This is a genomic window from Yoonia sp. JB2-21 (assembly GCF_055693545.1).
This window is the reverse complement of record NZ_JBVFUC010000001.1, coordinates 3,471,994-3,497,314: the sequence shown is the minus strand read 5'-3', so window position 1 is coordinate 3,497,314 and position 25,321 is coordinate 3,471,994. Positions and strand designations below refer to the sequence as shown.

General features: G+C 56.4%; 22 protein-coding genes and 1 pseudogene. 10 read left to right on the top strand and 13 right to left on the bottom strand.

What is annotated here, in order from left to right; all coding sequences use genetic code 11:
• Window positions 1–54 precede the first annotated feature (54 nt).
• Window positions 55–651, top strand: a complete 597-nt coding sequence (locus ACZ1G5_RS17600) for a sulfotransferase family protein (RefSeq protein ID WP_472734069.1) — start codon at window positions 55–57, stop codon at window positions 649–651.
• 734 nt (window positions 652–1,385) lie between these two features.
• Here ACZ1G5_RS17600 and glpK read toward each other — a convergent pair.
• Together glpK and glpD are read right to left on the bottom strand one after the other, a co-directional pair.
• On the bottom strand, window positions 1,386–2,870 hold the full coding sequence (glpK, locus tag ACZ1G5_RS17595) for a glycerol kinase GlpK (RefSeq protein WP_472734068.1): 1,485 nt from the start codon (window positions 2,868–2,870) through the stop codon (window positions 1,386–1,388).
• 26 nt (window positions 2,871–2,896) lie between these two features.
• Window positions 2,897–4,438 carry a glycerol-3-phosphate dehydrogenase gene (gene glpD / locus ACZ1G5_RS17590; RefSeq protein ID WP_472734067.1) on the bottom strand — a complete coding sequence of 514 codons (1,542 nt, stop codon included), beginning with the start codon at window positions 4,436–4,438 and terminating at the stop codon, window positions 2,897–2,899.
• Window positions 4,439–4,597: 159 nt separating this feature from the next.
• Between glpD and ACZ1G5_RS17585 the strand changes: the two genes are divergently transcribed.
• The 3 genes from ACZ1G5_RS17585 to ACZ1G5_RS17575 all read left to right on the top strand — a co-directional run bounded on the left by ACZ1G5_RS17585 (window position 4,598) and on the right by ACZ1G5_RS17575 (window position 6,461).
• On the top strand, window positions 4,598–5,356 hold the full coding sequence (locus ACZ1G5_RS17585) for a DeoR/GlpR family DNA-binding transcription regulator (RefSeq protein ID WP_472734066.1): 759 nt from the start codon (window positions 4,598–4,600) through the stop codon (window positions 5,354–5,356).
• Between the two features lie 146 nt (window positions 5,357–5,502).
• On the top strand, window positions 5,503–5,865 hold the full coding sequence (locus ACZ1G5_RS17580; protein ID WP_472734065.1) for a MerR family transcriptional regulator: 363 nt from the start codon (window positions 5,503–5,505) through the stop codon (window positions 5,863–5,865).
• Window positions 5,862–6,461, top strand: coding sequence for a short chain dehydrogenase (locus tag ACZ1G5_RS17575; protein WP_472734064.1), 600 nt, complete (start codon window positions 5,862–5,864; stop codon window positions 6,459–6,461). Before ACZ1G5_RS17580 ends, ACZ1G5_RS17575 begins: the two co-directional genes overlap by 4 nt.
• Window positions 6,462–6,558: 97 nt before the next feature.
• Here ACZ1G5_RS17575 and ACZ1G5_RS17570 read toward each other — a convergent pair whose 3' ends face one another.
• The 5 genes from ACZ1G5_RS17570 to ACZ1G5_RS17550 form a co-directional block, all read right to left on the bottom strand.
• Window positions 6,559–7,029 (bottom strand): arsenate-mycothiol transferase ArsC, encoded by a 471-nt coding sequence (locus tag ACZ1G5_RS17570; protein ID WP_472731489.1) that lies wholly within the window; start codon window positions 7,027–7,029, stop codon window positions 6,559–6,561.
• Window positions 7,030–7,031: 2 nt separating this feature from the next.
• Entirely contained in the window at window positions 7,032–7,511 is a 480-nt protein-coding gene (locus tag ACZ1G5_RS17565; RefSeq protein ID WP_472731488.1) for a UPF0262 family protein, read from the bottom strand.
• The gene (hisD, locus tag ACZ1G5_RS17560; protein ID WP_472731487.1) at window positions 7,508–8,818 is read right to left on the bottom strand and encodes a histidinol dehydrogenase; all 1,311 of its coding nucleotides are present in this window, start codon (window positions 8,816–8,818) and stop codon (window positions 7,508–7,510) included. The genes ACZ1G5_RS17565 and hisD overlap by 4 nt, the downstream gene beginning before the upstream one ends.
• Before the next feature lie 354 nt (window positions 8,819–9,172).
• Window positions 9,173–9,886, bottom strand: a complete 714-nt coding sequence (locus ACZ1G5_RS17555) for an RlmE family RNA methyltransferase (RefSeq protein WP_472734063.1) — start codon at window positions 9,884–9,886, stop codon at window positions 9,173–9,175.
• Window positions 9,887–9,901: 15 nt separating this feature from the next.
• Window positions 9,902–11,014: a Ppx/GppA phosphatase family protein gene (locus ACZ1G5_RS17550; protein WP_472734062.1), complete on the bottom strand. Its 1,113-nt coding sequence runs from the start codon at window positions 11,012–11,014 to the stop codon at window positions 9,902–9,904.
• A gap of 253 nt (window positions 11,015–11,267) precedes the next feature.
• Here ACZ1G5_RS17550 and ACZ1G5_RS17545 point away from each other — a divergent pair, with 253 nt between their 5' ends.
• From ACZ1G5_RS17545 to ACZ1G5_RS17535, 3 genes are read left to right on the top strand one after another with little or no spacing between them, the layout of a single operon-like run.
• Window positions 11,268–11,564, top strand: coding sequence for a virulence factor (locus tag ACZ1G5_RS17545; RefSeq protein WP_472734061.1), 297 nt, complete (start codon window positions 11,268–11,270; stop codon window positions 11,562–11,564).
• Between the two features lie 41 nt (window positions 11,565–11,605).
• A complete protein-coding gene (locus ACZ1G5_RS17540) occupies window positions 11,606–12,535 on the top strand; it encodes a methylenetetrahydrofolate reductase (RefSeq protein ID WP_472734060.1) in 930 nt (309 codons plus the stop codon).
• Between the two features lie 9 nt (window positions 12,536–12,544).
• Window positions 12,545–13,612, top strand: a complete 1,068-nt coding sequence (locus ACZ1G5_RS17535; protein WP_472734059.1) for a methyltetrahydrofolate cobalamin methyltransferase — start codon at window positions 12,545–12,547, stop codon at window positions 13,610–13,612.
• A gap of 3 nt (window positions 13,613–13,615) precedes the next feature.
• Here the strand turns inward: ACZ1G5_RS17535 and ACZ1G5_RS17530 are convergent, their stop codons facing one another.
• Window positions 13,616–14,383, bottom strand: a complete 768-nt coding sequence (locus ACZ1G5_RS17530) for an HpcH/HpaI aldolase family protein (RefSeq protein WP_472734058.1) — start codon at window positions 14,381–14,383, stop codon at window positions 13,616–13,618.
• 180 nt (window positions 14,384–14,563) lie between these two features.
• On the opposite strand from ACZ1G5_RS17530, the gene ACZ1G5_RS17525 reads away from it, so the two are divergent.
• Window positions 14,564–16,174 (top strand): PQQ-dependent sugar dehydrogenase, encoded by a 1,611-nt coding sequence (locus ACZ1G5_RS17525; RefSeq protein ID WP_472734057.1) that lies wholly within the window; start codon window positions 14,564–14,566, stop codon window positions 16,172–16,174.
• Window positions 16,175–16,238: 64 nt separating this feature from the next.
• Here the strand turns inward: ACZ1G5_RS17525 and ACZ1G5_RS17520 are convergent, their stop codons facing one another.
• From ACZ1G5_RS17520 to ACZ1G5_RS17500, 5 genes are all read right to left on the bottom strand, one after another.
• Window positions 16,239–17,330 carry an ABC transporter ATP-binding protein gene (locus tag ACZ1G5_RS17520; protein WP_472734056.1) on the bottom strand — a complete coding sequence of 364 codons (1,092 nt, stop codon included), beginning with the start codon at window positions 17,328–17,330 and terminating at the stop codon, window positions 16,239–16,241.
• 19 nt (window positions 17,331–17,349) lie between these two features.
• Window positions 17,350–18,966: an alpha-glucosidase gene (locus tag ACZ1G5_RS17515; protein ID WP_472734372.1), complete on the bottom strand. Its 1,617-nt coding sequence runs from the start codon at window positions 18,964–18,966 to the stop codon at window positions 17,350–17,352.
• Between the two features lie 87 nt (window positions 18,967–19,053).
• Window positions 19,054–20,211, bottom strand: a complete 1,158-nt coding sequence (locus ACZ1G5_RS17510) for a carbohydrate ABC transporter permease (protein ID WP_472734055.1) — start codon at window positions 20,209–20,211, stop codon at window positions 19,054–19,056.
• Entirely contained in the window at window positions 20,211–21,218 is a 1,008-nt protein-coding gene (locus ACZ1G5_RS17505; protein ID WP_472734054.1) for a carbohydrate ABC transporter permease, read from the bottom strand. Before ACZ1G5_RS17505 ends, ACZ1G5_RS17510 begins: the two co-directional genes overlap by 1 nt.
• Window positions 21,219–21,323: 105 nt before the next feature.
• Complete coding sequence (locus tag ACZ1G5_RS17500; RefSeq protein ID WP_472734053.1) at window positions 21,324–22,682, bottom strand: ABC transporter substrate-binding protein; 1,359 nt, start codon at window positions 22,680–22,682, stop codon at window positions 21,324–21,326.
• Window positions 22,683–22,958: 276 nt separating this feature from the next.
• Between ACZ1G5_RS17500 and ACZ1G5_RS17495 the strand changes: the two are divergent.
• A pseudogene (locus tag ACZ1G5_RS17495) lies at window positions 22,959–23,984 on the top strand (substrate-binding domain-containing protein); the annotation flags it as partial.
• A gap of 6 nt (window positions 23,985–23,990) precedes the next feature.
• Window positions 23,991–25,313: a GH1 family beta-glucosidase gene (locus tag ACZ1G5_RS17490; RefSeq protein WP_472734371.1), complete on the top strand. Its 1,323-nt coding sequence runs from the start codon at window positions 23,991–23,993 to the stop codon at window positions 25,311–25,313.
• The last annotated feature ends 8 nt before the right edge of the window (window positions 25,314–25,321 follow it).

The window sequence follows — 25,321 nt, the reverse complement described above, 5'->3', positions numbered from 1 at the left end:
GGAATGGTTTATCGCCTAGCATTGGCGGCGTAATAGACGAAAGACAGCGACCAAATGCTTGTTTTCTGGAAAGAAAATCTGGTGCTGATGGCAGTACCCAAAACCGGATCGACCGCGTTAGAGGGTGCGCTTGCACCGCGCGCATCCCTCGTGCTGCGCGATCCACCCGAACTGAAACATGCGCCTTGCTATCGCTACAAACGATTCCTCAAACCGCTGTTCAAGCAGGTCGGCGGTCAAAACCCCGAACTCATGGCCATCGTACGCAACCCGATTGATTGGCTGGGCAGCTGGTATCGGTATCGGACGCGGGATGATTTGATCGGGCATGAGAACAGCACACGAGACGTCAGTTTCGATGACTTCGTGCGGGAATACTGCAAAGGGTCGCCTGCCCCATTTGCCAACGTCGGATCGCAAGCGCGGTTCCTGACGATCAACGACGGCGAGATCGGCGCGCAGCATCTGTTTCAGTATGAACAATGGGATAAGGTGACCCGCTATCTGGAAGAGCGGCTGGATGTCGAAATCTCGCTGAAACAGAAGAATGTATCACCGGTGATGGATTTAGAGTTGTCGGCAGAGGTTGAGGCAAAGCTGCGCGAGAAACGGGCGTCGGAGTTTGAGGTGTGGGAAAAGGGGCGGCGGTGAATCAAAATTTTCAATGAATGGTCTTAAATCGATTATGTTGAAAATCTCACTAGCACGAAGTTTCGTTCAAAAGTTCGAAGCTTGCTCTTGCAAGGGACCGTTTAGAAAACCTCGTGTGCGATATCGCTATTTCTCGGAAGGGTGTTCCGCGAAGCTAATCGTTATCGCTCGAAAACCGAACGTTTCAACGCAATCAGCCCAAATAACTTGCACCTAGATATAGCCAACGAGCGCATACATTGTATTTTTCAGAAATGGCGCAAAGGTTCGCGTTTTTTAAGGTAAGGTCTAAATTAATGACGCTACAAGGCGAAATGTTTGAAGTCGATTGCCCAAAGTGTACCAAATCACATTCTCAGAGAGATTTAGCCTGCACAAATTGCGAACAGCATTCAATAGTTGTTGGAATCAACCCTCGAAATTCGAGTCGGCTTGGCAGCGGGGCAAACATCTCGTGTCATAATTGCTCGGTCGCTGTTACCCGTTTTCCTTGTTCTGAGTGTGGCTCCGAAATGTTTTCCTTACTGCAAAAGCAGTCAGATGAAAAAGCAGCGGTTGCTGGTATGAAGCATCAGTTTAAGCTATGGGGCTACACAATCGTTGGCGCTGTTTTCCTTTTTATACTTATTGGCCTTCTGAGTTCTTTGTGACACGTTAACTCCTCTCTAAGTCGACCACTCGCTTACGGAGGACTGAAAACCTAACGAGAATGCTTTGTCAGTAAAGCGGACTCCCTACGTCAACGTCCGCCGCACCGCATCTTGCCACCCCGCATACCGCCGTTCCCGCGTCGCCTCATCCATCTGCGGCTCAAACCGCTGGTCAAGCATCCAATTCGCGGCGAACCCCGACTGATCGGGATAAACACCCGCGCGGCTGCCGGCCAGCCAAGCAACACCCAGCGCTGTCGTCTCCAACACCGTGGGTCGGTCCACTGGCGCGCCGATGATGTCGGACAGGAATTGCATCGACCAGTCCGAGGCGCTCATCCCCCCATCAACCCGCAAAACCCCATCTGTATCAGAGGCTTGCCAGTCGCTCTTCATCGCCTCCAGCAGATCACGCGTCTGAAAACCCACACTCTCAAGCGCGGCCTTTGCGAACTCGGCCGGGCCGGAATTGCGGGTCAGACCATAGATCGCACCGCGTGCATCTGCATCCCAGTAAGGTGCACCAAGCCCGGTAAACGCAGGCACCATGTAAAGCTCCTGCCCCGCATCTGCTGTTTGTGCCAAGGGTTGCGTCTCTTTCGCCTCGCGGATGATCTTCAACCCATCGCGCAGCCACTGTACCACGGCGCCCGCGATAAAGATCGACCCTTCCAGCGCATAGGTCGGTTTGCCGTCAAACTGATAGGCAATCGTCCCCAGCAGCCGCTTTTTGCTTTCCACCAGCGTGTCGCCAGTGTTGAGCAGCGCAAAACAGCCCGTACCGTAGGTGGATTTCAACATACCCGGCTGAAAACAGGCCTGCCCGATGGTTGCGGCCTGCTGATCACCGGCAACGCCAAGTATGGGGAGTTCTGTGCCAAACAAATCAGCGCGGGTCGTGCCGAAATCCGCCGCACAATCCAGCACCTTGGGCAGCATTTGCATCGGAATGCCGAAGCGTTCGCAAATCGTGCTGCTCCAGCGCCCCTCGCGAATATCATAAAGCATTGTTCTTGCGGCGTTTGTGGCGTCTGTCACGTGGCGTTTGCCGCCGGTCAGCTTCCAGATCAGATAACAATCAACAGTCCCAAAGAGCAAATCCCCAGCCTCGGCACGCGCACGTGCGCCTTCAACCTTGTCGAGTATGTAGTTGACCTTTGTGCCAGAAAAATAAGGGTCCGCCAGCAGGCCTGTTTTCTGGGTGATGGTCGGCTCAAACCCTTCCTTGCGCAACTTCTCGCAAAAGGGTGCGGTGCGCCTGTCTTGCCAGACAATCGCGTTATGGATCGGCTCACCCGTGTTCTTGTCCCAAATCAGCGTTGTTTCGCGCTGGTTGGTAATACCAATGGCAGCCACATCAACGGCGGCAATCCCGGCTTTCTCAATCGCACCACGACAGGTTGAGGCAACAGATGACCAGATATCGGACGGATCATGTTCGACCCAACCGGACTGCGGAAAATGCTGGGTGAATTCCTCTTGCGCGGTTGCCTTCACCTGCATGTTTGCGTCAAAGATGATCGCCCGGCTGGATGTCGTGCCTTGATCGATGGCCAGAATATAGCTCATGGTGTACCCCCGTTTGTTGTTTTGTTTCAAGCTGCCATGAAAGCGTCAAGGGTCGCGACCTGATCCGCGGTCAGGCGCAGACCAAGCTTAGAGCGGCGCCACACCACATCGTCGGCTGTTCGGGCATATTCGCGCGATATCAGCCACTTCACCTCGGCTTCTGTCAGTGTTGCCCCAAAGTCCTGCCCCAGATCAGCAACTGTCGTGGCTGCACCAAGAATGTCTTTTGCCTCCGTGCCATAGCCTTTGATCATCCGCAGCGCCCATGCAGGCGTCAAAAACGGGTACGCGCCCTGAAGGTCGGCCACCAACTGATCGCGATCCTTCACCTTGAAATCACCCCCGGGAAGTGGTGCGTCATGCGTCCAGGGGTGCGTCCCACCCAGCAATGGGGTCAGCTTCTTAAGGGCGTTTTCGGCAAGTTTGCGATATGTTGTGATCTTACCGCCAAAGATATTCAACAGCGGCGCACCGTTCTCGTCCAAGGATAGCACATAGTCGCGGGTCGCAGCCGTGGCCGACTTTGCCCCATCATCATAGAGCGGACGAACACCGGAATAAGTCCAGACCACGTCTTCGCGGGTCACTGGCCTTTTAAAATACTGCGATGCAAAAGCGCACAGGTAATCCTGTTCTTCATCCGTGGCATAGGGCTTTTCCGACAGATCGTGGTGTTCGGCATCGGTCGTGCCGATCAGCGTGAAATCCGTCTCATAAGGAATGGCGAATATGATCCGCCCGTCTTCGCCTTGGAAGAAATAACTTTTGTCGTGATCGAACAGTTTTTTGGTAACTATGTGGCTGCCACGCACCAACCGCACGCCCTCGGATGTATTCAACCGGGCAACACCACGCACGATGTTCTCGACCCACGGGCCTCCTGCATTGACCAGCGCACGCGCGGTATGGGTCTGCTGAACGCCCCCATGCTCAGTCACGATCTGCCAACGGCCATCGACACGGTCCGCACTGATCACCTTGGTCTGCACCATGATCGCGGCACCACGTTCCTCGGCATCGCGGGCATTCAGAACGACAAGGCGCGAGTCCTCGATCCAGCAGTCAGAATATTCATATGCAGTTTCAAACTTGTCGTTGAGTGGCAAACCAGTTGGGCGTTTCTTGAGATCCACCACATGCGTGCCCGGCAAAATCTTGCGGCCGCCCAGATTGTCATACATGAACAACCCCAAACGGATCAGCCACGCGGGCCGGCGCCCTTTCATCCACGGCATCACAGTGGACAGCAATTTCGAGGTGGGCGTGTCATTTTCAAACCGCATATCCGCGTGATATGGCAGTACAAAGCGCATTGGCCAGGAAATATGCGGCATGTTCTTAAGCAAGACCTCGCGTTCAACAAGGGCCTTTTTGACAAGACCGAATTCGAAAAATTCAAGATAGCGCAACCCGCCGTGGAACAGTTTGGTCGAGGCCGACGATGTGGCCGAGCCCAGATCATTCATCTCTGCCAAGGCAACCTTCAGGCCACGCCCTGCCGCATCGCGCGCAATGCCGCAACCATTGATGCCGCCACCGACGATAAAGATGTCAAAGTCAGATTTCATACCATACCTCATAGGATTTATCTGGGTGATAGTTCCGGGCCGTCTGGGTGCAAGTAAGAATGTCTTGAATGTTCGCTTGCGATCATACGAATGTGGATTTGATCAACAAATAAGATCATTCTTCTTGTCGAATGTTCGGTTATCAGCATAAACGAACAAATGGATACTTCCGCACGCCACAACCTGATCCGCAGCACGGCCCAAGCGAAGGGCAAAGTCGTCGCGACCGAGCTCGCCCGGACAATGGGCGTTGCGGTTCAGACCATCCGCCGCGACCTGCGCCAGCTCTGTGCCGCGGGTTTGCTGGAACGTATCCACGGCGGTGCCGTGCTCCCCTCTGGCGTCAGCAATATCGGCTATGGCGACAGGCGCGCGCTGAACCGGGACGTTAAGATCAGAATTGCGCGGCGCGCCGCCCAGATAATCCCAGACAAGGCCTCGCTCTTTCTCAATATCGGCACCACAACCGAAGCGGTGGCCCATGCCCTGCACGCCCATCGCGATCTGATGGTCGTTACCAATAACCTCAACGTCGCGAACATCCTCGCCAGTAACCCCACCTGCGATGTGGTCGTCGCCGGGGGCAGCCTACGGCGGTCCGACGGCGGGCTGGTGGGCGACCTCGCCGCGTTGGCCATTGACCGGTTCAAGGTAGATTTTGCCGTGATCGGCACCTCGGCTATCGACCTCAGTGGTGACTTGCTCGACTTCGACCCGGAGGAGGTTCGGGTCAGCCAACAGGTAATCAAAGCGGCACGTGCCACGATCCTTGTAGCGGACAGCACCAAGTTCACCCGCAAAGCCGCGGTGAAAATCGCGTCACTGGCGCAGGTGGATCATTTCGTGACGGACCGGGTACCATCAGAGGCGTTGATCAACCGGTGCAGCGATTGGGGGACACGGGTTGAAGTGGTGTAACGATAAGAGCTGAGCGTCTGCTTTGAGCCCAAATTACCTGATGCTGCAAGATGCACCAATGGCGGCTTTCGCGATGAGTTTGATGAAGACGCTTGACCTAAAGTAGCTTCAGGTCGGTATGAACCTGAGTGAAAGGGGGCGACCGTATGAAGATTTCTGAAGTGGCCGAACTGAGCGGGCTTAGCGTTTCAACGATACGCTACTATGAGAAATCTGGACTCTGTCCGCTCGTTCAACGCGGCGCAGACGGAAAGCGCCGATTTTCGAAGACAGATGCCGATTGGCTGGAGTTGCTGGCATCCCTGCGCGCAACTGGGATGCCCATGTCTGAGATGCGCACGTTCGCCGACTTATATGCATCCGGCGATGCAACAATCCCAAAGCGCAAGGCGGCGCTCCTATCACACCGACAAAGCCTTGAGGTTCGACAGGCGGAATTAGAACGCTGCCGCACGATCCTCGACCAAAAACTGAAAAAGTACGATGAGATATTGAAGGATCAGACATGAGGATAATGGTCGTAGGAGCGTTTGGCGATATTGGGCGATCTGCCTGCAAAGAGCTTGAACAGAGGCACGAAATCGTCACCGTCGGTCGCTCCGCTGGAGACGTTCAGGTCGATGTGGGCGACTTGCAAGCGGTGAAGGCACTCTATGAAAAGGTCGGTAGCGTTGATGCCGTCGTGTCTTGCGCGGGCGATGCGACCTTCGCGCCCTTGTCGGATATGGACCAAGAAATGTTCATGGTCGGTCTGCGGCAAAAGGTGATGGGACAGGTGAACCTTGTCCTCGCCGGGTTGAATGTCATTTCAGATGGCGGTTCCTTTACGTTGACTAGCGGCGTCCTTGATCGCGATCCAATCCGCATGGGGACAAATGCCGCGACCGCCAACGGGGCGCTGGCTGGCTTCGTCGCAGGAGCGGCAATAGAGATGCCGCGCGGTTTGAGAGTGAATGTCGTCAGTCCTGGAATGCTGGACGTCTCCGAACCGCGCTATGGCGCGTGGTTTCATGGTCACAAGCCAGTGCCATCACATGACGTTGGCCTCGCATACGCAAAATGCGTTGAGGGCGCTCTGACGGGGCAGGTGGTGATTGTGAAATAACCGGTCAGCGTCCGAACCGGACGTTCGCGCAACCGCAGCGAAATGGTGCTTTGTCCGCAAAGCGAAAAATCGTTCGCGCCTCCTGGAATTGAAATTATTATCCCGCCCCCGGCCCCCACCTCGCAACCAAACGATCCCGGATCTGATCGCGTGCCTGCCTGTAGAGCTCCAACCGCGCCTCGCGGTTGTCACCCAGCCCGGTGGGGTCAAGGATCGGCCAGTATTCAACATCCAGATGGTAAAACTGCGTCAAATCCAGCGCGCGCCGCTGGCTAGCGGGTGACAGCGCGAGGACCAGATCAAAGGATGACAGATCATCACCCCAGTCTTCCATCTCATCAAATGACCGCGACCGGTGGCGCGACAGTTCCACCCCGATCTCGGCGCAGACGGCAATGGAAAACCCGTCAATCTCCAGGTCGTTCTTCACCCCGACAGATTGGATATAACACTCTGTCCCATATAGTTTTTTCATGATCCCTTCGGCCATGGGCGACCGGACAGAGTTATGATCACAGCAAAACAGCACCGACTGCGGAAGGTCTTCGAATTTGCCTTCCTCCGCCATGATCAGCCCCCGAAGTGCAAGACGCAGATCAGCGTGAACAGGCGGCGGGCCGTATCAATATCGACGTCAGCCTTGCCCTCCAGTCGTTCCTGCAACACCCGCGCACCTTCATTGTGGATACCGCGACGGGCCATATCAATCGTCTCGATCTGGCTGGGGGGCAGAGTCTTGACCGCGTCGAAATAGCTTTCGCAGATCTGAAAATAATCCTTCACCACCTGCCGGAATGGACCCAAGGACAGATGAAACTCCCCCGCCGGATTGTCATCTTCCTGTTTCAGATCAAACACCAGACGGCGTTCCTTGATCGACAGGTTCAGCTTATAGGGGCCCGCAGGCACCTCGCGCCCGTCACGTGCAGGCATGGTGAAACTGTTGTCTTCCAACAAATCAAACATCGCCACTTTGCGTTCCTGATCAATCTCAGGGGTGGGGGGCGGCAAGTTGCGGTCGTCAATCTCGATATGGATGATCTTGCTCATGGCGCGCCCCGATTCAAACGGTCCAGACGGGCGCGCACGGACAGGCCATGCGCCTCAAGGCTTTCGGAAATGGCCAGCCGTTCGGCAGACGGGCCGATGGCGGCCAGCGCCTCGGGTGTCATACGCGACAGGGTGGTGCGTTTGATAAAGTCCATCACGGATAACCCACTGGAAAAACGCGCCGACCTTGCGGTGGGCAGAACATGGTTCGGACCGCCAATGTAGTCACCAATCGCCTCGGGTGTCCAACCCCCAATGAAGATCGCACCGGCATGGGTGATCTTGTCAGACAGGGCGTCTGCATCTGCGGTGCAAAGTTCCAGGTGCTCTGGCGCGATACGGTCGGACAGGGCAACAGCCTCATCGAAGTCCTTCACGGTGATCACCGCCCCAAAGTCACGCCAGCTGGCGCCCGCAATGGCGCGGCGTTCCAGTGTTTCAAGCCGTTTGGCGACGGCATCCGCGACGGCCTGACCAAAGCCCGCATCATCAGTAATTAAAAGCGACTGCGCGCTTTCGTCATGTTCCGCTTGGGAGAGCAGATCAAGCGCGATCCAATCCGGATCATTGTCGCGATCCGCAATCACCAAAATCTCGGACGGGCCTGCAATCATATCAATGCCCACCTTGCCAAAGACCCGGCGCTTGGCTGCGGCAACAAAGGCGTTGCCCGGCCCCGTGATTTTATCCACTGGCGCAATCGTTTGCGTGCCATAGGCAAGGGCCGCAATCGCCTGCGCGCCGCCAATGCGATAAATCTCATCCACACCCGCGATTTTGGCGGCCATCAACACCAGAGGGTTGGTCACGCCATTCGGCGTGGGCACAACAATCGCAAGGCGGCCAACGCCCGCGACCTTCGCCGGGATCGCATTCATCAAGACGGACGAAGGATAAGAGGCCAGACCACCCGGCACATAAAGCCCCGCTGCCGACACAGGTGTCCACCGCCACCCCAGGGTGGCACCCGCCTCATCCGTCCACGACGCGTCATCAGGCATCTGGCGCGCGTGATAGGCACGGATACGTTCCGCCGCCAATTCAAGCGCCGCACGGTCCGCATCCGACACTTTGGCGCATTCCGCCGCGATCTCAGCCTCACTGAAGCGCATGGTTTCGGCCGTCAGCTCCAACCGGTCAAACTTGGCGGTCAGGTCCAACACAGCCGCATCGCCCCGCGCCCGCACATCGGCAATAATCTCGGCCACGACATGATCCACATCCGGGCTATCCTCGCGCTTTGCACCCAAAAGGGCGGTAAAACGGGCCTCAAAATCGGCGTCAGTTGTGGATAGAAACTGTGGCATCACATCACTCCTTGCGAGACCACGACATAGCGGGGTGAGAGCGGGGCATCAATGGAGAGGTGAAGTACAAACGAGATGGCCGTGCGGATTGGCTGCGAAGGGCTGGTTTGAGCCCAACGTGTAACGCAGGCCCCGTTCGGGTATCGCCCGACCTGGAGGGCCTCAACATCACGGCTTGGCAACACGTTTCCACGAGCGCGACCTTCAAGTATGTTGAAACGCAGCAAAATCGCCCTCCGGGGGGAGGTCGGGCGATGCCCGGACGCGGCCGGGCGGTTGTTCTATGTGGTATCTGACACGACTAAAACGAACGACCGCTTAGTCCGCAGAGCGAACACGGCTTGTCGAGGCCACCTATCCCTTGAACCCAGTCGCTACCACAAACTTCTCTGAACTATCCGACCGCGATGCAGGCGGTTTCACATTCGCAACTTTCTTGAACCGTGTCTTCAGCAGTTTCTGCAAATCACCCTCGGCCCCGCCAGCCAGCACTTTGGCCACGAACGTCCCACCCTCTTCCAACACATCAAAAGCGAAATAGGCCGCGGCCTCACACAGTGCGATAATCCGCAAGTGATCGGTCTGTTTATGACCCGAAGCGGATGCCGCCATATCGGACATCACCACATCCGCCTTGCCGTTCAGCCATTCGCGGACTTTCAGATCGGCATCGTCTTCCATGAAGTCCAGCTGATGCACCTCGGCGCCTGCGACGGGCTCCACCTCTTGTAGATCAATACCCAGTACATAGCCCTGCGCCTTGCTCGTCCGCTCGCCCAGCGTATTGGCCCGCTTGACGGCCACCTGTAGCCAGCCGCCCGGTGCGCAGCCCAGATCCACGATCCGCGCCCCCGGCACAAGGAACCGAAATTTGTCATCGAGTTCCAAAATCTTATAGGCCGCCCTGCCCCGATAGCCTTCGGTTTGAGCGCGTTTAACATAGGGATCGTTCAACTGCCGCTGCAACCAATTGGTCGAGCTGATCTTGCGCCCTTTGGCAGTTTTCACTTTGACCGTCAGGTCGCGATACCCGCGCCCGGAGGAATTTTTTGTTGGTTTCTTGGCCATGTCAGCGCTCTACCCCTAAAATGGCGTGTCTTCCAAGACCCCATGTGCGGACATCTGGGCATAAAGTAGACCTTCGCGCAGGCCACGGTCCGCAACAGACAGACGATCTGTCGGCCACAGCCGCATCAATGCCTGCAAGATCGCCGACCCAGACATGATCAACGCTTGACGATCCTTGCCAATACGCGGATCAGCGCGGCGGCCTGCGGGGCCCAACGTCAGATAGTCTCGGATCACCGTATCAATCTGGTCCGAGGTCATGCGCAACCCGTCCACCTTCGTCCGGTCATAGCGTTTCAGGCCCAGATGGCTGGCCGCGACGGTGGTCACCGTGCCGCTGGTGCCGATGATCTGGAACCCCTCGCGCGCTTGTGCGGCGGCATAGGGCGAAAACTCTTCGAGGTTTTCCTCAAAGAACCACGACATCAGCGCAAATCGCGCGGCGTCATCCTCTACATCAGAAAACTGATCGCGTAGTGTGGCAACACCCAACGGCACCGAAATCCAGTCCACGACCTTGGCCGCAGCAAACGGACCGGGATCAGACTTGAAGCCCGCATGTAGCCGCATAATCGCGCGCGGACGTTCGCGTTTGGGCACATGGGTCAGGTCAATCCAAACCAACTCGGTTGACCCGCCTCCAATATCAACGACCAACAGCTGTTCAGTATTGACGCTGACCAGAGGCGCGCAGGAAATCACCGCAAGGCGCGCCTCTTCCTCCGGCTTGATGATCTCAAGATTAAGCCCCGTCTCGCGCCGCACCTGATTGATGAAGGTATCGCCGTTCAGCGCGCGCCTGCACGCTTCCGTCGCAACCAGACGCATGTGCTGCACACCATGACGCTTCAGCTTTTCGCGACAAATGCGCATAGCCGAAATCGTGCGGTTCATCGACGAACGCGACAACCGACCAGTGCTTTCCAAACCCGCACCCAGTTGGACGGACTTTGAAAAGCTATCAACCACATGAAACTGACTGCCCTTGGGTTGGGCAATCAACATACGGCAACTATTCGTGCCCAAATCCAATGCTGCATAAAGCTGCGCCGGATCAGGCGGTTTTGGCGCGGGGGTATCGACCGCTTTAGGGAACGCGCCCGCACCTTTGGGACGCTTGGGCGCCATAACTTACGCCCTCCATTTTCGAGTTACCTTCAAGCTATGCGCGCAAGGGCGTTTGCACAAGCCTTGTGATGCGGTTGTCACGCAATCGTTCAGAACCATTATGCAAAATTTGACGACAGGGGCGGATGGATGGAACGCTGGCAATCGGCTACGACTGGATGCGGTCGCTGCTTGCACGCGTCATGTCGAAAACCGGCATCGGGCAGATCAATGCAGTGATAGAAAAGACCCAAGAGGATAAGAGGAATCACATATGGCCGACGTAACAATCGTCTATTGGCGCGACATGCCAGCCCAGGTTATCGTGGGGCGTGGACGCCGTGGTGTGAAGCTTCCTTTGCCCGAACGGTTTGAGCAGGCCATCGACCGCGCCGCAATGAAATCAGGCGCTGCCGAGTCAGACGACTACATGGCCGGTTTTCGCAAAGCCGCCCCCATTCCCGTCGACGGCAGCGACCAAGACGCCGCAGAAGCGACCGTCGCCAAAATTGACGCCGAATATGACGTTGACCGTATCAAAACCCTTATCGCCAATGATGGTTGGGCTTGAAGAGCCCGCCCCTTTTCCCTGACACCCTTCGGAGGTCGCTGATGGCCCTGCTTTCTTTTCGCAAAAACAAAGACGTTGCTGAAACACCTCTGAACCCGCAGATGGAAGTGTTCCTGCAGGATTACTCCATTGAGGTGATGCCGCGCACAGCCGAAAAAGTCGAAGACTTCCGCGATCTGCTGCCCGCAGGCACCCGCGTCTATATCGCGCACATCGAGGGTACGCCGATTGAAGACATGGTGGCGACGGCCAAACGCCTATCCGCCGATGGCTATAACGTCATGCCCCACTTTCCGGCCCGCATCATCAAGGATGAAGCCACCCTCGCCGATTGGATTGCCCGTTATCAGGGTGAAGCTGGCGTTGAGCAGGCGCTGCTACTGGCCGGTGGCGTGGATAAGCCGCATGGCGATTACCATTCATCTATGCAGCTTTTGGAAAGCGGGCTGTTCGACAAGGCGGGCTTCAAACGCCTGCACGTCGCAGGCCACCCCGAAGGCAACCGTGATATTGATAAAGACGGCACCGATAAGCTTGTTATGGAAGCGTTGCAGTGGAAGCAGCGTTTCAACGACAGTACCGATGCCGAAATGGCACTGGCCACACAGTTTGCATTCGAAGCCAAGCCGATCATCGCCTGGGCCGACGCAATCAAAGAGGCGGGCATCACCCTGCCCATCCATATTGGCATTGCAGGCCCCGCCAAGTTGCAAACCATGATCAAATTCGCGATTGCTTGCGGGGTCGGCCCCTCGCTCAAGGTGCTGCAAAAGCGCGCCAAAGATGTCAGCAAGCTGCTGCTGCCGTTTGAGCCGACCGAGGTGCTGACCGATCTTGCCGCGCACAAGGCAGCCAACCCCGATTTCAATATCACCAACGTCCATTTCTTCCCACTTGGCGGCATCAAGACCAACGCCAATTGGGCTATCGCAAACGGCGGATCCTCCGCTGTGCCTGCTTCTCAATCCTAAGGACCGCAAATGACACGCACGATTGTCGAATCCAAAACCAAGACTGCCATCATCGGGTTCGACCAACCCTTTTGCGTGATCGGAGAACGGATCAACCCCACGGGCCGCAAAATTCTGGCCGAGGAACTGGAGCGCGGTGATTTCTCTCGCGTAGAAGCCGATGCACTTGCGCAGGTCGCCGCCGGTGCAAATATCCTCGATATCAACTCTGGCGCTGTCTTCTCCAACAAAATGGCCGAAGATCCGCGCTATGCCGACAACAACTTCGTCGAGCCCCCGCTGATGAAGGAAATGGTCGAACGGGTGCAGGCAATCACCGACGTGCCGCTTTGCATCGACAGTTCCGTGCCCGGTGCACTGGAAAACGGTCTAGCCGCAGCCGAAGGGCGCCCGCTGTTAAACTCAGTCACAGGCGAAGAAGAACGCCTCGAACTCGTCCTGCCGCTGGTTAAGAAATACAACGTGCCCGTGGTGGCCATCTCCAACGACGACACAGGTATCTCTGAAGACCCCGATGTGCGCTTTGCCGTCGCCAAAAAGATCGTCGAACGCGCCGCCGATTTTGGCATTCCGGCCCATGACATCGTAGTCGACCCGCTGGTCATGCCTATCGGTGCGATGGGTACTGCCGGCCTTCAGGTTTTCACCCTTGTGCGACGCCTGCGCGAAGAACTAGGCGTGAACACCACCTGTGGTGCGTCGAACATCAGCTTTGGCCTGCCCAACCGCCACGGCATCAACAACGCCTTCCTGCCAATGGCCATGACGGCTGGCATGACATCGGCCATTATGAACCCAGTCGCACTGCCCATAGGTCCCAAAAAGATCGCTGAGAAGAAGGCGGAAATCGAAGCCGCTGGCATCGTCCTGCCCGAAGGCATGGATGACGAGGCCTTTGTTCAGATGTTCGGAATGGGATCGACCAAACCGCGCGCTGGCAAGGAAATGGAAGCCATCCGTGCAGCCAACTTCCTGACCGACAACGACGCATCAGGTAACGAATGGATCAAGTTCAACCGCGTCCCCGCCAAACCCGGCGAAGGGCGCGCACGAACCGGGCGGCGGCGGCGGGCCTGAACCCTAACGCGTCACCTGCCCTGCCAGCCGCCGTAAGGCACTGTTGAACAATGCCATATCGCCGCCAACGCCAAGGAAAGTCACCCCTTTCTGTGCATATTCTGCAAAGCGGCTTTCATCAAAGGTAACGATGCCTGCGATCTTTCCGGCGGCAAGGGTGCGGGAAATCAGATGATCAATGGCGGCCTCGACTGCCGGATGATCCGGCTGACCGGGATATCCCATATCCGCGGACAAATCAGCAGGCCCCACAAACACGCCATCAACACCATCAGTTGCGGCGATTGCATCAATGTTGTCGACCGCTTGCGCACTTTCCGCCTGCACAAGCAGGCACATCTGTTCATTGGCGGCATGCGGGTAGTCGGTCGCCGCTCCCCAACTGGTGGCACGCGCCAAAGCGGCACCCATCCCGCGGTTGCCATCTGGTGGATAGCGCATTGCGCGGGCCATCGCCCTGGCTGTCGCCGCATCATCGACCATCGGGACCAGTACCGTCTGACACCCCAGATCAAGCGCTTGCTTGACCATCCAGACCTCGGCACTGGCGATACGGATCACAGGCGGCGTTCCGGTCGCCGCGAGCGCCTGCAGCTGTGGTAGCATGTCAGACACCGTGTTTGGCCCATGTTCGCCGTCGATCAGACACCAATCAAACCCTGCATTGCCCGCGAGCTCTGCCAGCACCGCGGTACCAGAAGTCAGCCAAAGCCCATGTTGTACCTGCCCGGCCAGCAGCGCCTGTTTGAGTGTGTTTTGCGGTGTTTGCATGCGGTCCTCCTGCGCTGACTGCCTGCAATGGCATCACATCACCACCGGAGTGGCAAGCACCAAGCGCCTCGCGCATCCGCCACGGTTGATCACATCACGATACCCACACGGTTTTCGAACTTGACGGGACGTTGACCTACTACCTAGACAACAGCAGACCAACCAGAGGATGTCACCGCAATGAAAGTCAAACTGACCACGCTGATCGCTGTTTCAGCCATCGCCATTGCGACCGGGGTCCTGATCAGCGGTGCGAGTGTTCCGCTGATTGGTGGGGCCGAAAAAGACATGCAGCCCGAAGAGCCAATCGCACTCCCTCAGATCGAAACGATTTTCATAGCACTGGATCAAGAGGCCGTGGCCGTTCCTGTAGAACGTAGCGGTAGCGGCGGCGCATTGATGTCACTCGGCACCGACCTGATCGTGATGACCCACGAAGGTCGCTTTTTTGATGTGACGGGCGACACAGCACAGCCCGTAAGCATCGCGCCACCAGATAACGGCTGGGACGAGATGCTGGCGTTTGAAGCCGCCAATCCGGCCTATAATTTTGCGCATTTCTACTTTCGCTACAACGATATCGATGTTTTCGACGATCAGATGATCGTGTCGTTCACGCAGTGGGTTGCGGATGAGGATTGCTACCGTACAACCTTGGCGGCCGCTCCGCTTTCGGGCGCAGGCAGCGCAGGCGAACTCGCTATCGCGCAAGAAGACTGGCGCACAGTTTTTGCCACCCAACCCTGTCTGGAGCCACAAACAGTTGGACGCGCCATCCAAGGACATATGGCTGGTGGCCGCTTTCGTGTGTCGCAAGACGCGACAATCTATTTGGCTGCTGGCGACTACGCGATTGATGGGACTTATTCGCCGATCGCACTGTCACAAAATCCCGACGCGACCTATGGCAAGGTGCTTGCGATTGACCTCGAAACAGGCGCGTTCGAGACCGTCAGCCAAGGCCACTCCAACATGCAAGGCATCGTGATTGATGATCAAGATATCGTTTATGCGGTCGAACATGGGCGCCGCGGTGGGGACGAACTGAACCGGATCGAGGATGGCAAAGACTATGGCTGGCCACAGGTTTCGCTGGGCACCCGCTACAACCGCCTACCCTTGCAAGGCTCGTTTGACTACGGACGGCACCCAGCGTTTGAGGCTCCAGTTTATTCCTGGCTCCCATCGGTGGCGATCAGCTCCCTGACGCAAATCGGTGACTTTCACCCGGCATGGGACGGCGATCTTATCGCAGGCTCACTCGCTGCGCGGACATTGTTCCGTATTAGAATGCGCGGGGATCGGGTGCTGTTCAACGAACGGATCGACGTCGACGCGCGCATCCGCTACGTGCATCAGCATGGTGACCAAATTGCTTTGTGGACTGACCAGAAAGACGTGATCAAACTGTCATTGGGTGCGTTTGACCCCAGCGCTCAGTTTGCATACGACAAGATCGCTGATCTTGATCTGACCGACCAGCAAAAAGGCCAGACTGAACTGGTACTCGATCAATGCGCTGAATGTCACAGCTTTGGCATTGTGCCGGGCGGGAACGCACCGCCTCTTGGTCTTGTGTTTGGCGCTGATATTGCCTCGGCCTCCTATGACTACTCCGACGCCTTGCTTGGACAGTCGGGGAATTGGACACGCGAGGCTTTGACCGCCTACCTTAACGACCCAGATGGCTTTGCCGCCGGTACCTTGATGCCTAGTCCGGAAATCACGGATCCAGCGGTTTTGGGTGCTGTGGTCGACATTCTGGAAGCGCTGAAACTTCAACCAGAATAAGGAAATCGCACCAATAGGCTGACATCGGTGCGATCAGGTAAAGGTTCACTGGTGGCACTGGAGGTCAGCGGTAGTAGAGCGATTTTCCATTGTGAAAGACCTGAACCTTGTCGGGTGCTGCCGCCATGCGAACAGATTTCCCACGCAGGTCGGCGTGAATACCCGGCAGCTTGCCGATCACGGCGTCATTGTCGCCCACCTTGTCAAAATACAGCAAAGTCACTTCACCCAAGGCTTCGGTAATGTTGACCTTGCCCTCAAAGGCATAATCATCCCCATCAGTCTCGATCATGTCTTCGGGACGAATGCCAATGTTGACCTTCAAACCCTTGTCGGAGGGTTGGGTCGGCACTGCAGATTTTGCCAGACCACCCGCATCCAGCTTGATCGTTGTCTGCGCGCCCGTCTCGACAATTTCACCTGACAATAGGTTCATCGCAGGGGAGCCGATAAACTGGGCCACGAATTCGTTCTCAGGACGCTCATAAAGCTCCAAAGGCGATCCGACCTGCGCGATCCCCTTGTTGGCCAGCACGACAATGCGGGTGGCCAGCGTCATCGCCTCGACTTGATCGTGGGTGACGTAGATCATGGTGCTTTCAGGCATCGATTCTTTCAGCTGGGCAATCTCGATCCGGGTGGCGACGCGCAAAGCGGCATCCAGGTTGGAAAGCGGCTCGTCAAAGAGATAAACCTTTGGGTCGCGCACAATCGAACGACCGATCGCGACGCGCTGGCGCTGGCCACCCGAAAGGGCCTTGGGCAAGCGATCCAGATATTCATCCAATTGCAGTATCTTGGCCGCACGGCTGACCGCCTCGTCAATTTCCGCCGGGGTCTTCTTGGCCAATTTCAGGGCAAAGGACATGTTATCGCGGACCGTCATATGCGGGTACAGCGCGTAGGACTGGAAGACCATTGCAATGCCGCGCTGCGCGGGCGGCACATCATTGACGACAGTGCCATCAATCTGCAACTCGCCACCCGTGATCTTTTCCAGACCCGCGATCATGCGCAGCAATGTGGACTTGCCGCAGCCCGAAGGCCCAACAAAAACGATCAACTCGCCCTGTTTGATATCGAGGTTGATGTCCTTCAACACATCAACTGTGCCGCCATATGTCTTGGCAACGTCCGTTAGTAGCAGATCAGCCATGTCTCACTCCCCTTAGAATTTATGTCCTGAGCGCGAGGCAAACCTGCCACGGTCCAAGATGCAGTCTCCCGTCTGCGGATGTATGTGCGCTGCCCAACTCGGCTCCGATGGGTGTCCAGTCTCCCTTGGGCAGATCAAAATCGGATGGCGTTTCGCTGATATTGAACGCGCAAAATATCGTCTGCGTGCCGTGCGTCCGCGTAAAATACACCACATCGCCCTTTGCTTTCACGCCATCATGCTCACCCACACTCAGCGCGGGATGGGTATGGCGGAACGAAATCGCTTTGCGATAGTGATGCAACAGCGCGCCAGGCTCGTCTTCTTGTGCCGCGGCCGACATATGCAGATGCTCTGTGGCAACGGGCAGCCAAGGTTGCGCGGCAGAAAACCCGCCATTTTGGTTGCTCTGTTCCCAAACCATCGGCGTGCGGCACCCGTCACGGCCCTTAAACTCTGGCCAGAATTCTATGCCATAAGGATCTTGCAAGTCCTCGAATGCAACATCAGCCTCTGGCAACCCTAATTCTTCACCCTGATACAGACAAACCGACCCGCGCAAACACATGATCAGCGTCGAAAACATGCGTTGGGCCGCCGGCGGCAGGTCCCAGCGGCTGGCGTGGCGTTCAACGTCGTGATTGGAAAACGCCCAGCAGGCCCACCCGTCGGCTGCCACCTCGTCTACCCGTTTCATCACATCGACAATACGCGCGGCTGTCGGCTGATCTTTCGCCAAGAATTCAAAGGCATAGCACATCTGCATCAAATCATCGCCGGCAGTGTACTCGCCCATAATCTCAAGACCTTTTTGGGCGTCGCCAACCTCACCGACAGCAGCAGCGCCATAAGGTTCCATCACAGCGCGCAGCTTGCGCAGAAATTCCAAATTCTCTGGCTGGTTTTTGGAATAGAGATGCTCCTGGTGATTGTAGGGGTTCACCGAGGGGGCAATCGTTGCATTGCGCTTTTCTGGCGGCAAAGGCGGGTTGTTCCGCAGCTGGGCGTCATGCATGTAGAAATTGATCGTATCCAGACGGAAGCCATCGCAACCGCGGTTCAACCAGAACCGGGCAACATCCAGCAGCGCGTCTTGCACGGCGGGTTCATGGAAGTTCAGGTCAGGTTGGGACACCAGAAAGTTGTGCAGATAGTACTGCTCGCGCCGCGCATCCCACTGCCAGCCAGAGCCACCAAAGATCGACAGCCAATTGTTCGGGGGCGTCCCATCAGGTTTGGGATCTGCCCAGACATACCAATTGGCCTTGTCGTTGGTGCGATTGGCACGACTTTCAGCAAACCATGCGTGTTGGTCACTGGTATGGCTGAGAACCAGATCAATCATCACCCGGATGCCCAAACGGTGGGCCGTTTCCACCACCGCATCGAAATCGGCCAGTGATCCGAACATCGGGTCAACGTCGCAATAGTCGCTGACGTCATAGCCAAAGTCCTTCATCGGCGACATGAAGAACGGCGAAATCCAGATCGCATCGACGCCAAGCGAGGCAATATAGGGCAAGCGCTGCACGATCCCCAAAAGGTCGCCAATGCCATCGCCATTGCTGTCCTGAAAGCTACGCGGGTAGATCTGATAGATCACCGCACCACGCCACCAGTTCTTATCAATGGCCATCTCTGAGTTTGTGGCGAGCGCCGTCGTCATCGTCATTCATCCTAGGTTGGGTGCAACCCCGAAGGCGCGCTTCGGGGCCGCGATTACTTATTTGACAGACCCGGCCAGCAGGCCCCGCACAAGGTACTTTTGCATCGCAAAGAACACGGCCAGCGGCACGGCGATCGACACGAAAGCGGATGTCGCTAGGATTTCCCAATCACCACCGCGCGTGCCCAAAAGCTCGACAATCTGCTTGGTCATAACGGTCGTCTGACCTGAGGCATCAATCAGGAACACCAAGGCCACCAGCAAATCATTCCAAGTCCATAAGAACTGAAAGATCGCGAAAGAGGCCAGCGCCGGAAAGCTCAGCGGCAGAATGATCTTGGTGAAGATTTGAAAATCCGTCGCACCATCAACCTTGGCATTCTCAATGATATCGCGTGGCAGACCAACCATATAGTTGCGCAGCAGATAGATCGCGAGCGGCAGACCAAATCCGGTATGCGCAAGCCAGACCCCTAAATACCCTTTCCCGATCCCGATCGCATTATGCAGCGACAACAGCGGGATCAGCGCCAGTTGCAGGGGCACAACCAAAAGCCCCACAATGATAGCAATCAGCAGCGCCCTGCCCGGAAAATCCATCCATGCCAGCGCGTAGGCCGCAAAGGCGGCAATCAGGATCGGAATAATCGTCGCAGGAATCACCACGGTCAGCGTATTAAAGAACGCCTTGGCCATCCCTTCGGAGTTGTTTTCGTCAAACAACACGAAACTATAGTTCTGCAAGGTAAAGTCTGGCGGCGAGACAACATCAAGGAATATGCGCTGTGCACGCCCGCTGATCTGGTCGTCATTCCCTTCCCAAACATAGGCGCCATCCGCCTGCACTGTCAGGGTTTCACCATCGCCCAAATCAGCAGTAGCACCGGTTTCGAACTCTCCCAACCTGCGGCTGGACGTACCCCAGGCATTTAACTCGCCCTCAAATTCCGCCCCTTCAAAGATGTTGCCTTCAACCATGAAACGGCCATTGCCCAGATCGACACGGTTGTCATCGGGGTCTGCGACACGGATTTGCAGCGTTTGCTCCGCCGGAAACAACGATGACCACCAGCCCGACGCGGTGATCTGATCACCAGTGCGGAAAGATGAGATAAACAAGCCAAGCGTCGGGAACAGCCACAAAGCGACCAGTGCCACAACCGAGATATTCAGCGCCCAGACGACTGCGGGCTTTCGTCCTGCCATCGCATCCATCACTGCATCTCCTTACGGGCGTTGTAGACGTTCCAGACCAGGATCGGCGTCACCATCAGCATGATGATCATCGCTGAGGCTGATCCCATACCCCAGTCGTTCGCGCGGAACAATTTGTCGTACATGTAATTGGCCAGAACTTGGGTTTCCCACTGGCCGTTGGTCATCGCAAATACGATGTCAAAGACCTTGAGCGTGGCAATCGTGATCGTCGTCCAGACCACCACGATGGTGGACATGATCTGCGGGATCTTGATCTTGAAGAAAATCTGGAACGGATTGGCGCCATCAATGATGGCGGCCTCAACCGTCTCTTCGGGGATCCCGCGCAGGGCAGCAGACAGAATGACCATCGCGAAACCGGTCTGGATCCAGATCAGCACGGCCATCAGGAAGAAGTTGTTCCAGAATGGCACCTGCAACCACTGCACAGGGGCATCGCCACCGAATGTCAGATACAGGTGATTAAGGATACCGATCTGCGCCACATCCTCGGGGCGGGCTTCATAGATAAGCTTAAAAATGACGGCAGCGCCAACAAAAGAGATCGCCATCGGCATAAACACGATGGATTTGGCGATATTGCCCCAACTCAGCCGGTCGGTCAGTTGGGCCGCCAACAGGCCAAAGCCGGTTGCAGCCGCGGGGACAACAACCAGCCACAGCACGTTGTTGCGCAGCGCCTCCATGAATTTAGGCTCTGCAAACATCTGGGTGTAATTGTCAAAGCCGACGAATGCATATTCATTACCGGGCAGACGCTCTAGAAAGCTCAGGCGTAGCGTGGCAAAAACAGGATAAGCAAGATAAAGACCAAGCGCCAGCAAGGCAGGCATCAGGAACAACCAAGGCCGGATTTGGTTGGCGCGGTTGATGTTCCGACCCGCGTTCGGGCCCTCTGCCTTGAACAAGACCTTATCAAGAAACAGGTTTGCCCCGTAGAAGTAGCCGACACAGCCGCCCACCCCGATAATGATCGTGATTAATCCTTGAAGTGCCGGATTCATAGCGCCCTCCCCTTCGCGATGCATCTCTTGCGGCAGGTTGCGCCGCTGGATGGTTCGGGCACCAACGCGCCCGAACCTATCTTTCAGACCCTCGGGTCGGGATGATTACTTCAGCGCATCCCAGCTATCCTGGATCGCACCGGTGACTTCTTCGGCGGACGCACCACCAACATAGTCAACCATGCCTGTCCAGAATGTGCCCGCACCAATCGCGCCCGGCATCAGATCGGATGCATCAAAGCGGAAGGTCGTAGCGTTCAGCAGGATTTCACCCTGACCGCGCAGGATGTCATCGCCATAAGCTTCGAGATTCACACCAGAGTGCGGTGTGAGGAAGCCGGTTTGCGCCATCATCACTTCGTGCGCCAGTGGCTGCTGGAGGAACTCCATGAAGGCCATTGTCGCGTCTGATGCATCGGTCACAGCCATCAAAGTACCGCCACCCAAAACCGGGTTGCCAAGGTCTTTTTCAGCAAAGGATGGGAAGTAGAAGAAATCTGCATCTTCGCCCGGCACAACATCATCCGGGAAGAATGCTGTCGCAAAAGACGCCTGACGGTGCATGTAGCATTGTGGCGGCGATGAGAAGAGACCTGTTGGACTGTCGCGGAAGTCAGTCGAGCCAACAGCAGCAGAACCGCCAGCGACCATATCGTCATTCTTGGCGAACATACCGAATGTCTCGACCGCTTCGATCACCTTTGGATCGTTGAACGGGATCTCGTTCAGGACCCACTGGTCATAGACTTCAGGTGTCTGCGTGCGCAGCATAATGTCTTCAACCCAGTCAGTTGCCGGCCAACCTGTTGCCGCACCTGACCCCAGACCGATGCACCATGGTGTTTCACCATCCGCAATCATCTGCTCGGACAATGCGATCAGGTCTTCCATTGTCTCTGGCACTTCGTAACCCGCATCTTCAAAGTTCTCGGGCGAATACCAAACCAGCGACTTGACGTTCACATTGTAGAAGAAACCATAGAATTGATCGGCACCACCGGCGTCGGCATATGTGCCCAGATCGACCCATGACTGACCTGCTGCATAATTGTCAGCAACCCAAGACCCCATCTCGTCACCAAGCGGTGTCAAAAGACCCTGCGCCGCCATCGTCGCGGCCAGACCGGGCTGCGGGAACACGGCGATATTCGGGGCAGAGCCAGCTTCAGCATCAATCACGATCTGCTGCTCAAAACCGTCAGAGCCGGTGTATGTAACGTTCGCACCCGTGGCTTCGGTGAAATAGGCGATCATCGAACGGAAGATATCATCTTCAGGGGCCAGCCAAGGACCAAAGATCGTGACATCCTGACCGGACAAGTCAGGCGCACTCTCAGCCCACGCGTTGTAGTCGTCCCAGCTGAAGTCACCCTCGCCCGGCGTGAACGGAAGATGGCCGCCTGCATTCACCGCACCTGCGGTCAATGCAACCGCCGCCACACTGGCATACAGTTTCATTTTCATTGATTTTCCTCCCAATCGCGCCAGCGAGGCGCGTGTGTTAGTCGACACTTACGTGCTGTTGTTCCCGATCACGCAAAGGAATCGTTTCCCAAAGCGCTTTGGATTTCGACACAGTCAGCGAAGTTTGCGCCGCTGTCAACACAACAGTGACTGGAATAAAAAGCGCTTGGATTCTCACGAATACATGCTACTGAAACGATTACGATGCGTTTCGGCCGATGCCGCAATGCAGCAATATTTGAAATTTGATAGCGCTTTGGATAAAGCCCGACGACGATGAACCTCAAAGAACTTTCAAAAAACCTTGGATTGAGCCAAACAACCGTGAGCCGCGCATTGAACGGTTATCCAGAGGTTAGTCAGGCCACCCGCCGACGTGTGGAAGAAGCGGCGACAGCGTTCAACTACCGCCCCTCGACCCGGGCAAAGGGGCTTGCCACAGGTCAGGCGCTTGCGATTGGACATGTGATCCCGATGTCCAGCAAGCACGAAATGGTCAATCCGATCTTTGGCGATTTCATCGCCGGCGCAGGGGAAACCTATTCCCGGCATGGCTATGAGATGATCCTGTCCATCGTGGCAGATGCTGATGAACGTCAAGTCTATCAGGGGCTAAAGTCACGGCGTGCTGTTGACGGGGTCATCGTGCACGGACCACGCATGGACGACCCCCGCATCGGTTTGCTGACCGATCTGGGACTACCTTTTGCGGTGCATGGACGCGCAAGTGGACATCAAAAGCCCTACGCGTGGCTTGATGTAAACAACCGCAGTGCGTTTCAACGTGCGACCGATTTCCTGTTCGATCTTGGACACCGCAGAATTGCGCTCGTCAACGGTTTAGAGGTCATGGATTTCGCGCATCGTCGGCGTGATGGGTATGCTGCATCCTTGCAGGCACACGGCACCCCCCTTGACCCAACCCTCATGCGGTCAGGTGAAATGACCGAGGTGTTTGGCTACGAAAGCACCCGGGACATGCTGGGCAAGGATGACGCGCCGACCGCAATTCTATGTTCGTCATTGATCAGCGCCCTTGGCGTGCGTCGCGCCATCGAAGAACGCGGGCTAAGCATGGGAAAAGATGTGTCGGTCGTCACACATGATGACGCGCTGTCCTACCTTCAAAACGGCGGTGATGTCCCGATTTTCACGGCAACACGGTCCTCTGTCCGTGAGGCCGGACGCCAACTGGCAGAAATGCTCTTGGCGGCGATCACCGACCCAGCACTGCCGCCCCAACAAAAATTGCTCGAAGCAGAGTTAATGGTGGGGTCGTCAACCGGCCCTGCCCCCGAAAGGACTAAAATGGACTTCAAACGCTCGGATTTCCCCGAAGGTTTTCTCTTTGGGGCAGCCACGGCTGCTTATCAAATCGAAGGCCACGGCTTCGGCGGTGCGGGCTCCACACATTGGGATACCTTTGCGGCGGGCCCCGGCAATGTTGTGCGGGCAGAAGATGGCGCACGGGCCTGTGACCATTATCACCGCTACGCAGAAGACCTCGATCTGCTCAAAGATGCAGGTATGGACGCCTACCGATTTTCGACGTCCTGGGCGCGGGTCATGCCTGACGGACGCACACCCAACGCTGACGGACTGGACTACTACGACCGGCTGGTGGATGCGATGCTAGAGCGTGGCCTGAAACCGTTTCAGACGCTCTATCATTGGGAACTGCCCTCGGCGCTCGCCGACAAAGGCGGGTGGATGAACCGCGACACCTGCAATTACTTTGGTGATTTCACGGACGTTATCACAGATCGCATCGGTGACCGGGTCGCAGCTATCGCGACAATTAATGAACCTTGGTGCATCTCGTACCTGTCGCATTTTCTGGGGCATCATGCGCCGGGCATGCAAGACATCCGCGCCACCGCCCGGGCCATGCACCATATCAACCTCGCGCACGGGGTCGCGATAACGCGGCTTCGGGTCAGGAATATGCAAAACTGCGGAATTGTCCTCAATTTCGACCATACCGAACCCCAAGACAATAGCGCAGAGGCCGCCAGCGCGACTGCCACATGGGACGCGATTATGAACCGCTGGTTTATCGAGGCCATCGTGCAAGGCACCTACCCCGCCGAAGCCCTCGAAGGTCTTGGACCCCATATGCCCGCCAATTGGGAAGCGGATATGGAGGAGATCAGCCAACCGATCGATTTTCTTGGAGTCAATTATTACACGCGCCATACGGTCACAACCGACAGCGGCACCGTCTGGCCACATATCGCATCCAACGAAGGTCCCGGCGATAAAACGCAGATGGGATGGGAAATCTACCCTGACGGTCTACGATCATTTCTGACGCGACTGTCGCGGGACTATGTCGGTGATCTGCCGCTCTATGTGACCGAAAATGGTATGGCATGGGGCGACGCTGTTGAAAATGGTGCCGTCTATGACGCCGAACGTATCAGCTTCATCTCGGATCATATTCTTGCAACCCGACAAGCGATCGCAGAGGGGGCAAATGTACAAGGCTTCTTTTATTGGTCTCTTTTGGACAACTACGAATGGGCCTTCGGCTATGAAAAGCGTTTTGGGATGGTCCATGTCGACTTTGATACCTTGAAGCGGACGCCAAAAGCGTCCTATCACGCGCTCAAAGCAGCGATCGCACGGTAAGGATGACG

Excerpts from the sequence above, each read along its gene's own strand:
- ACZ1G5_RS17600 (WP_472734069.1), top strand. The coding sequence starts at position 55 with ATGCTTGTTTTCTGGAAAGAAAATCTGGTGCTGATGGCAGTACCCAAA.
- glpK (WP_472734068.1), bottom strand. The coding sequence starts at position 2,870 with ATGAGCTATATTCTGGCCATCGATCAAGGCACGACATCCAGCCGGGCG.
- glpD (WP_472734067.1), bottom strand. The coding sequence starts at position 4,438 with ATGAAATCTGACTTTGACATCTTTATCGTCGGTGGCGGCATCAATGGT.
- ACZ1G5_RS17585 (WP_472734066.1), top strand. The coding sequence starts at position 4,598 with ATGGATACTTCCGCACGCCACAACCTGATCCGCAGCACGGCCCAAGCG.
- ACZ1G5_RS17580 (WP_472734065.1), top strand. The coding sequence starts at position 5,503 with ATGAAGATTTCTGAAGTGGCCGAACTGAGCGGGCTTAGCGTTTCAACG.
- ACZ1G5_RS17575 (WP_472734064.1), top strand. The coding sequence starts at position 5,862 with ATGAGGATAATGGTCGTAGGAGCGTTTGGCGATATTGGGCGATCTGCC.
- ACZ1G5_RS17570 (WP_472731489.1), bottom strand. The coding sequence starts at position 7,029 with ATGGCGGAGGAAGGCAAATTCGAAGACCTTCCGCAGTCGGTGCTGTTT.
- ACZ1G5_RS17565 (WP_472731488.1), bottom strand. The coding sequence starts at position 7,511 with ATGAGCAAGATCATCCATATCGAGATTGACGACCGCAACTTGCCGCCC.
- hisD (WP_472731487.1), bottom strand. The coding sequence starts at position 8,818 with ATGCCACAGTTTCTATCCACAACTGACGCCGATTTTGAGGCCCGTTTT.
- ACZ1G5_RS17555 (WP_472734063.1), bottom strand. The coding sequence starts at position 9,886 with ATGGCCAAGAAACCAACAAAAAATTCCTCCGGGCGCGGGTATCGCGAC.
- ACZ1G5_RS17550 (WP_472734062.1), bottom strand. The coding sequence starts at position 11,014 with ATGGCGCCCAAGCGTCCCAAAGGTGCGGGCGCGTTCCCTAAAGCGGTC.
- ACZ1G5_RS17545 (WP_472734061.1), top strand. The coding sequence starts at position 11,268 with ATGGCCGACGTAACAATCGTCTATTGGCGCGACATGCCAGCCCAGGTT.
- ACZ1G5_RS17540 (WP_472734060.1), top strand. The coding sequence starts at position 11,606 with ATGGCCCTGCTTTCTTTTCGCAAAAACAAAGACGTTGCTGAAACACCT.
- ACZ1G5_RS17535 (WP_472734059.1), top strand. The coding sequence starts at position 12,545 with ATGACACGCACGATTGTCGAATCCAAAACCAAGACTGCCATCATCGGG.
- ACZ1G5_RS17530 (WP_472734058.1), bottom strand. The coding sequence starts at position 14,383 with ATGCAAACACCGCAAAACACACTCAAACAGGCGCTGCTGGCCGGGCAG.
- ACZ1G5_RS17525 (WP_472734057.1), top strand. The coding sequence starts at position 14,564 with ATGAAAGTCAAACTGACCACGCTGATCGCTGTTTCAGCCATCGCCATT.
- ACZ1G5_RS17520 (WP_472734056.1), bottom strand. The coding sequence starts at position 17,330 with ATGGCTGATCTGCTACTAACGGACGTTGCCAAGACATATGGCGGCACA.
- ACZ1G5_RS17515 (WP_472734372.1), bottom strand. The coding sequence starts at position 18,966 with ATGGCCATTGATAAGAACTGGTGGCGTGGTGCGGTGATCTATCAGATC.
- ACZ1G5_RS17510 (WP_472734055.1), bottom strand. The coding sequence starts at position 20,211 with ATGGATGCGATGGCAGGACGAAAGCCCGCAGTCGTCTGGGCGCTGAAT.
- ACZ1G5_RS17505 (WP_472734054.1), bottom strand. The coding sequence starts at position 21,218 with ATGAATCCGGCACTTCAAGGATTAATCACGATCATTATCGGGGTGGGC.
- ACZ1G5_RS17500 (WP_472734053.1), bottom strand. The coding sequence starts at position 22,682 with ATGAAAATGAAACTGTATGCCAGTGTGGCGGCGGTTGCATTGACCGCA.
- ACZ1G5_RS17490 (WP_472734371.1), top strand. The coding sequence starts at position 23,991 with ATGGACTTCAAACGCTCGGATTTCCCCGAAGGTTTTCTCTTTGGGGCA.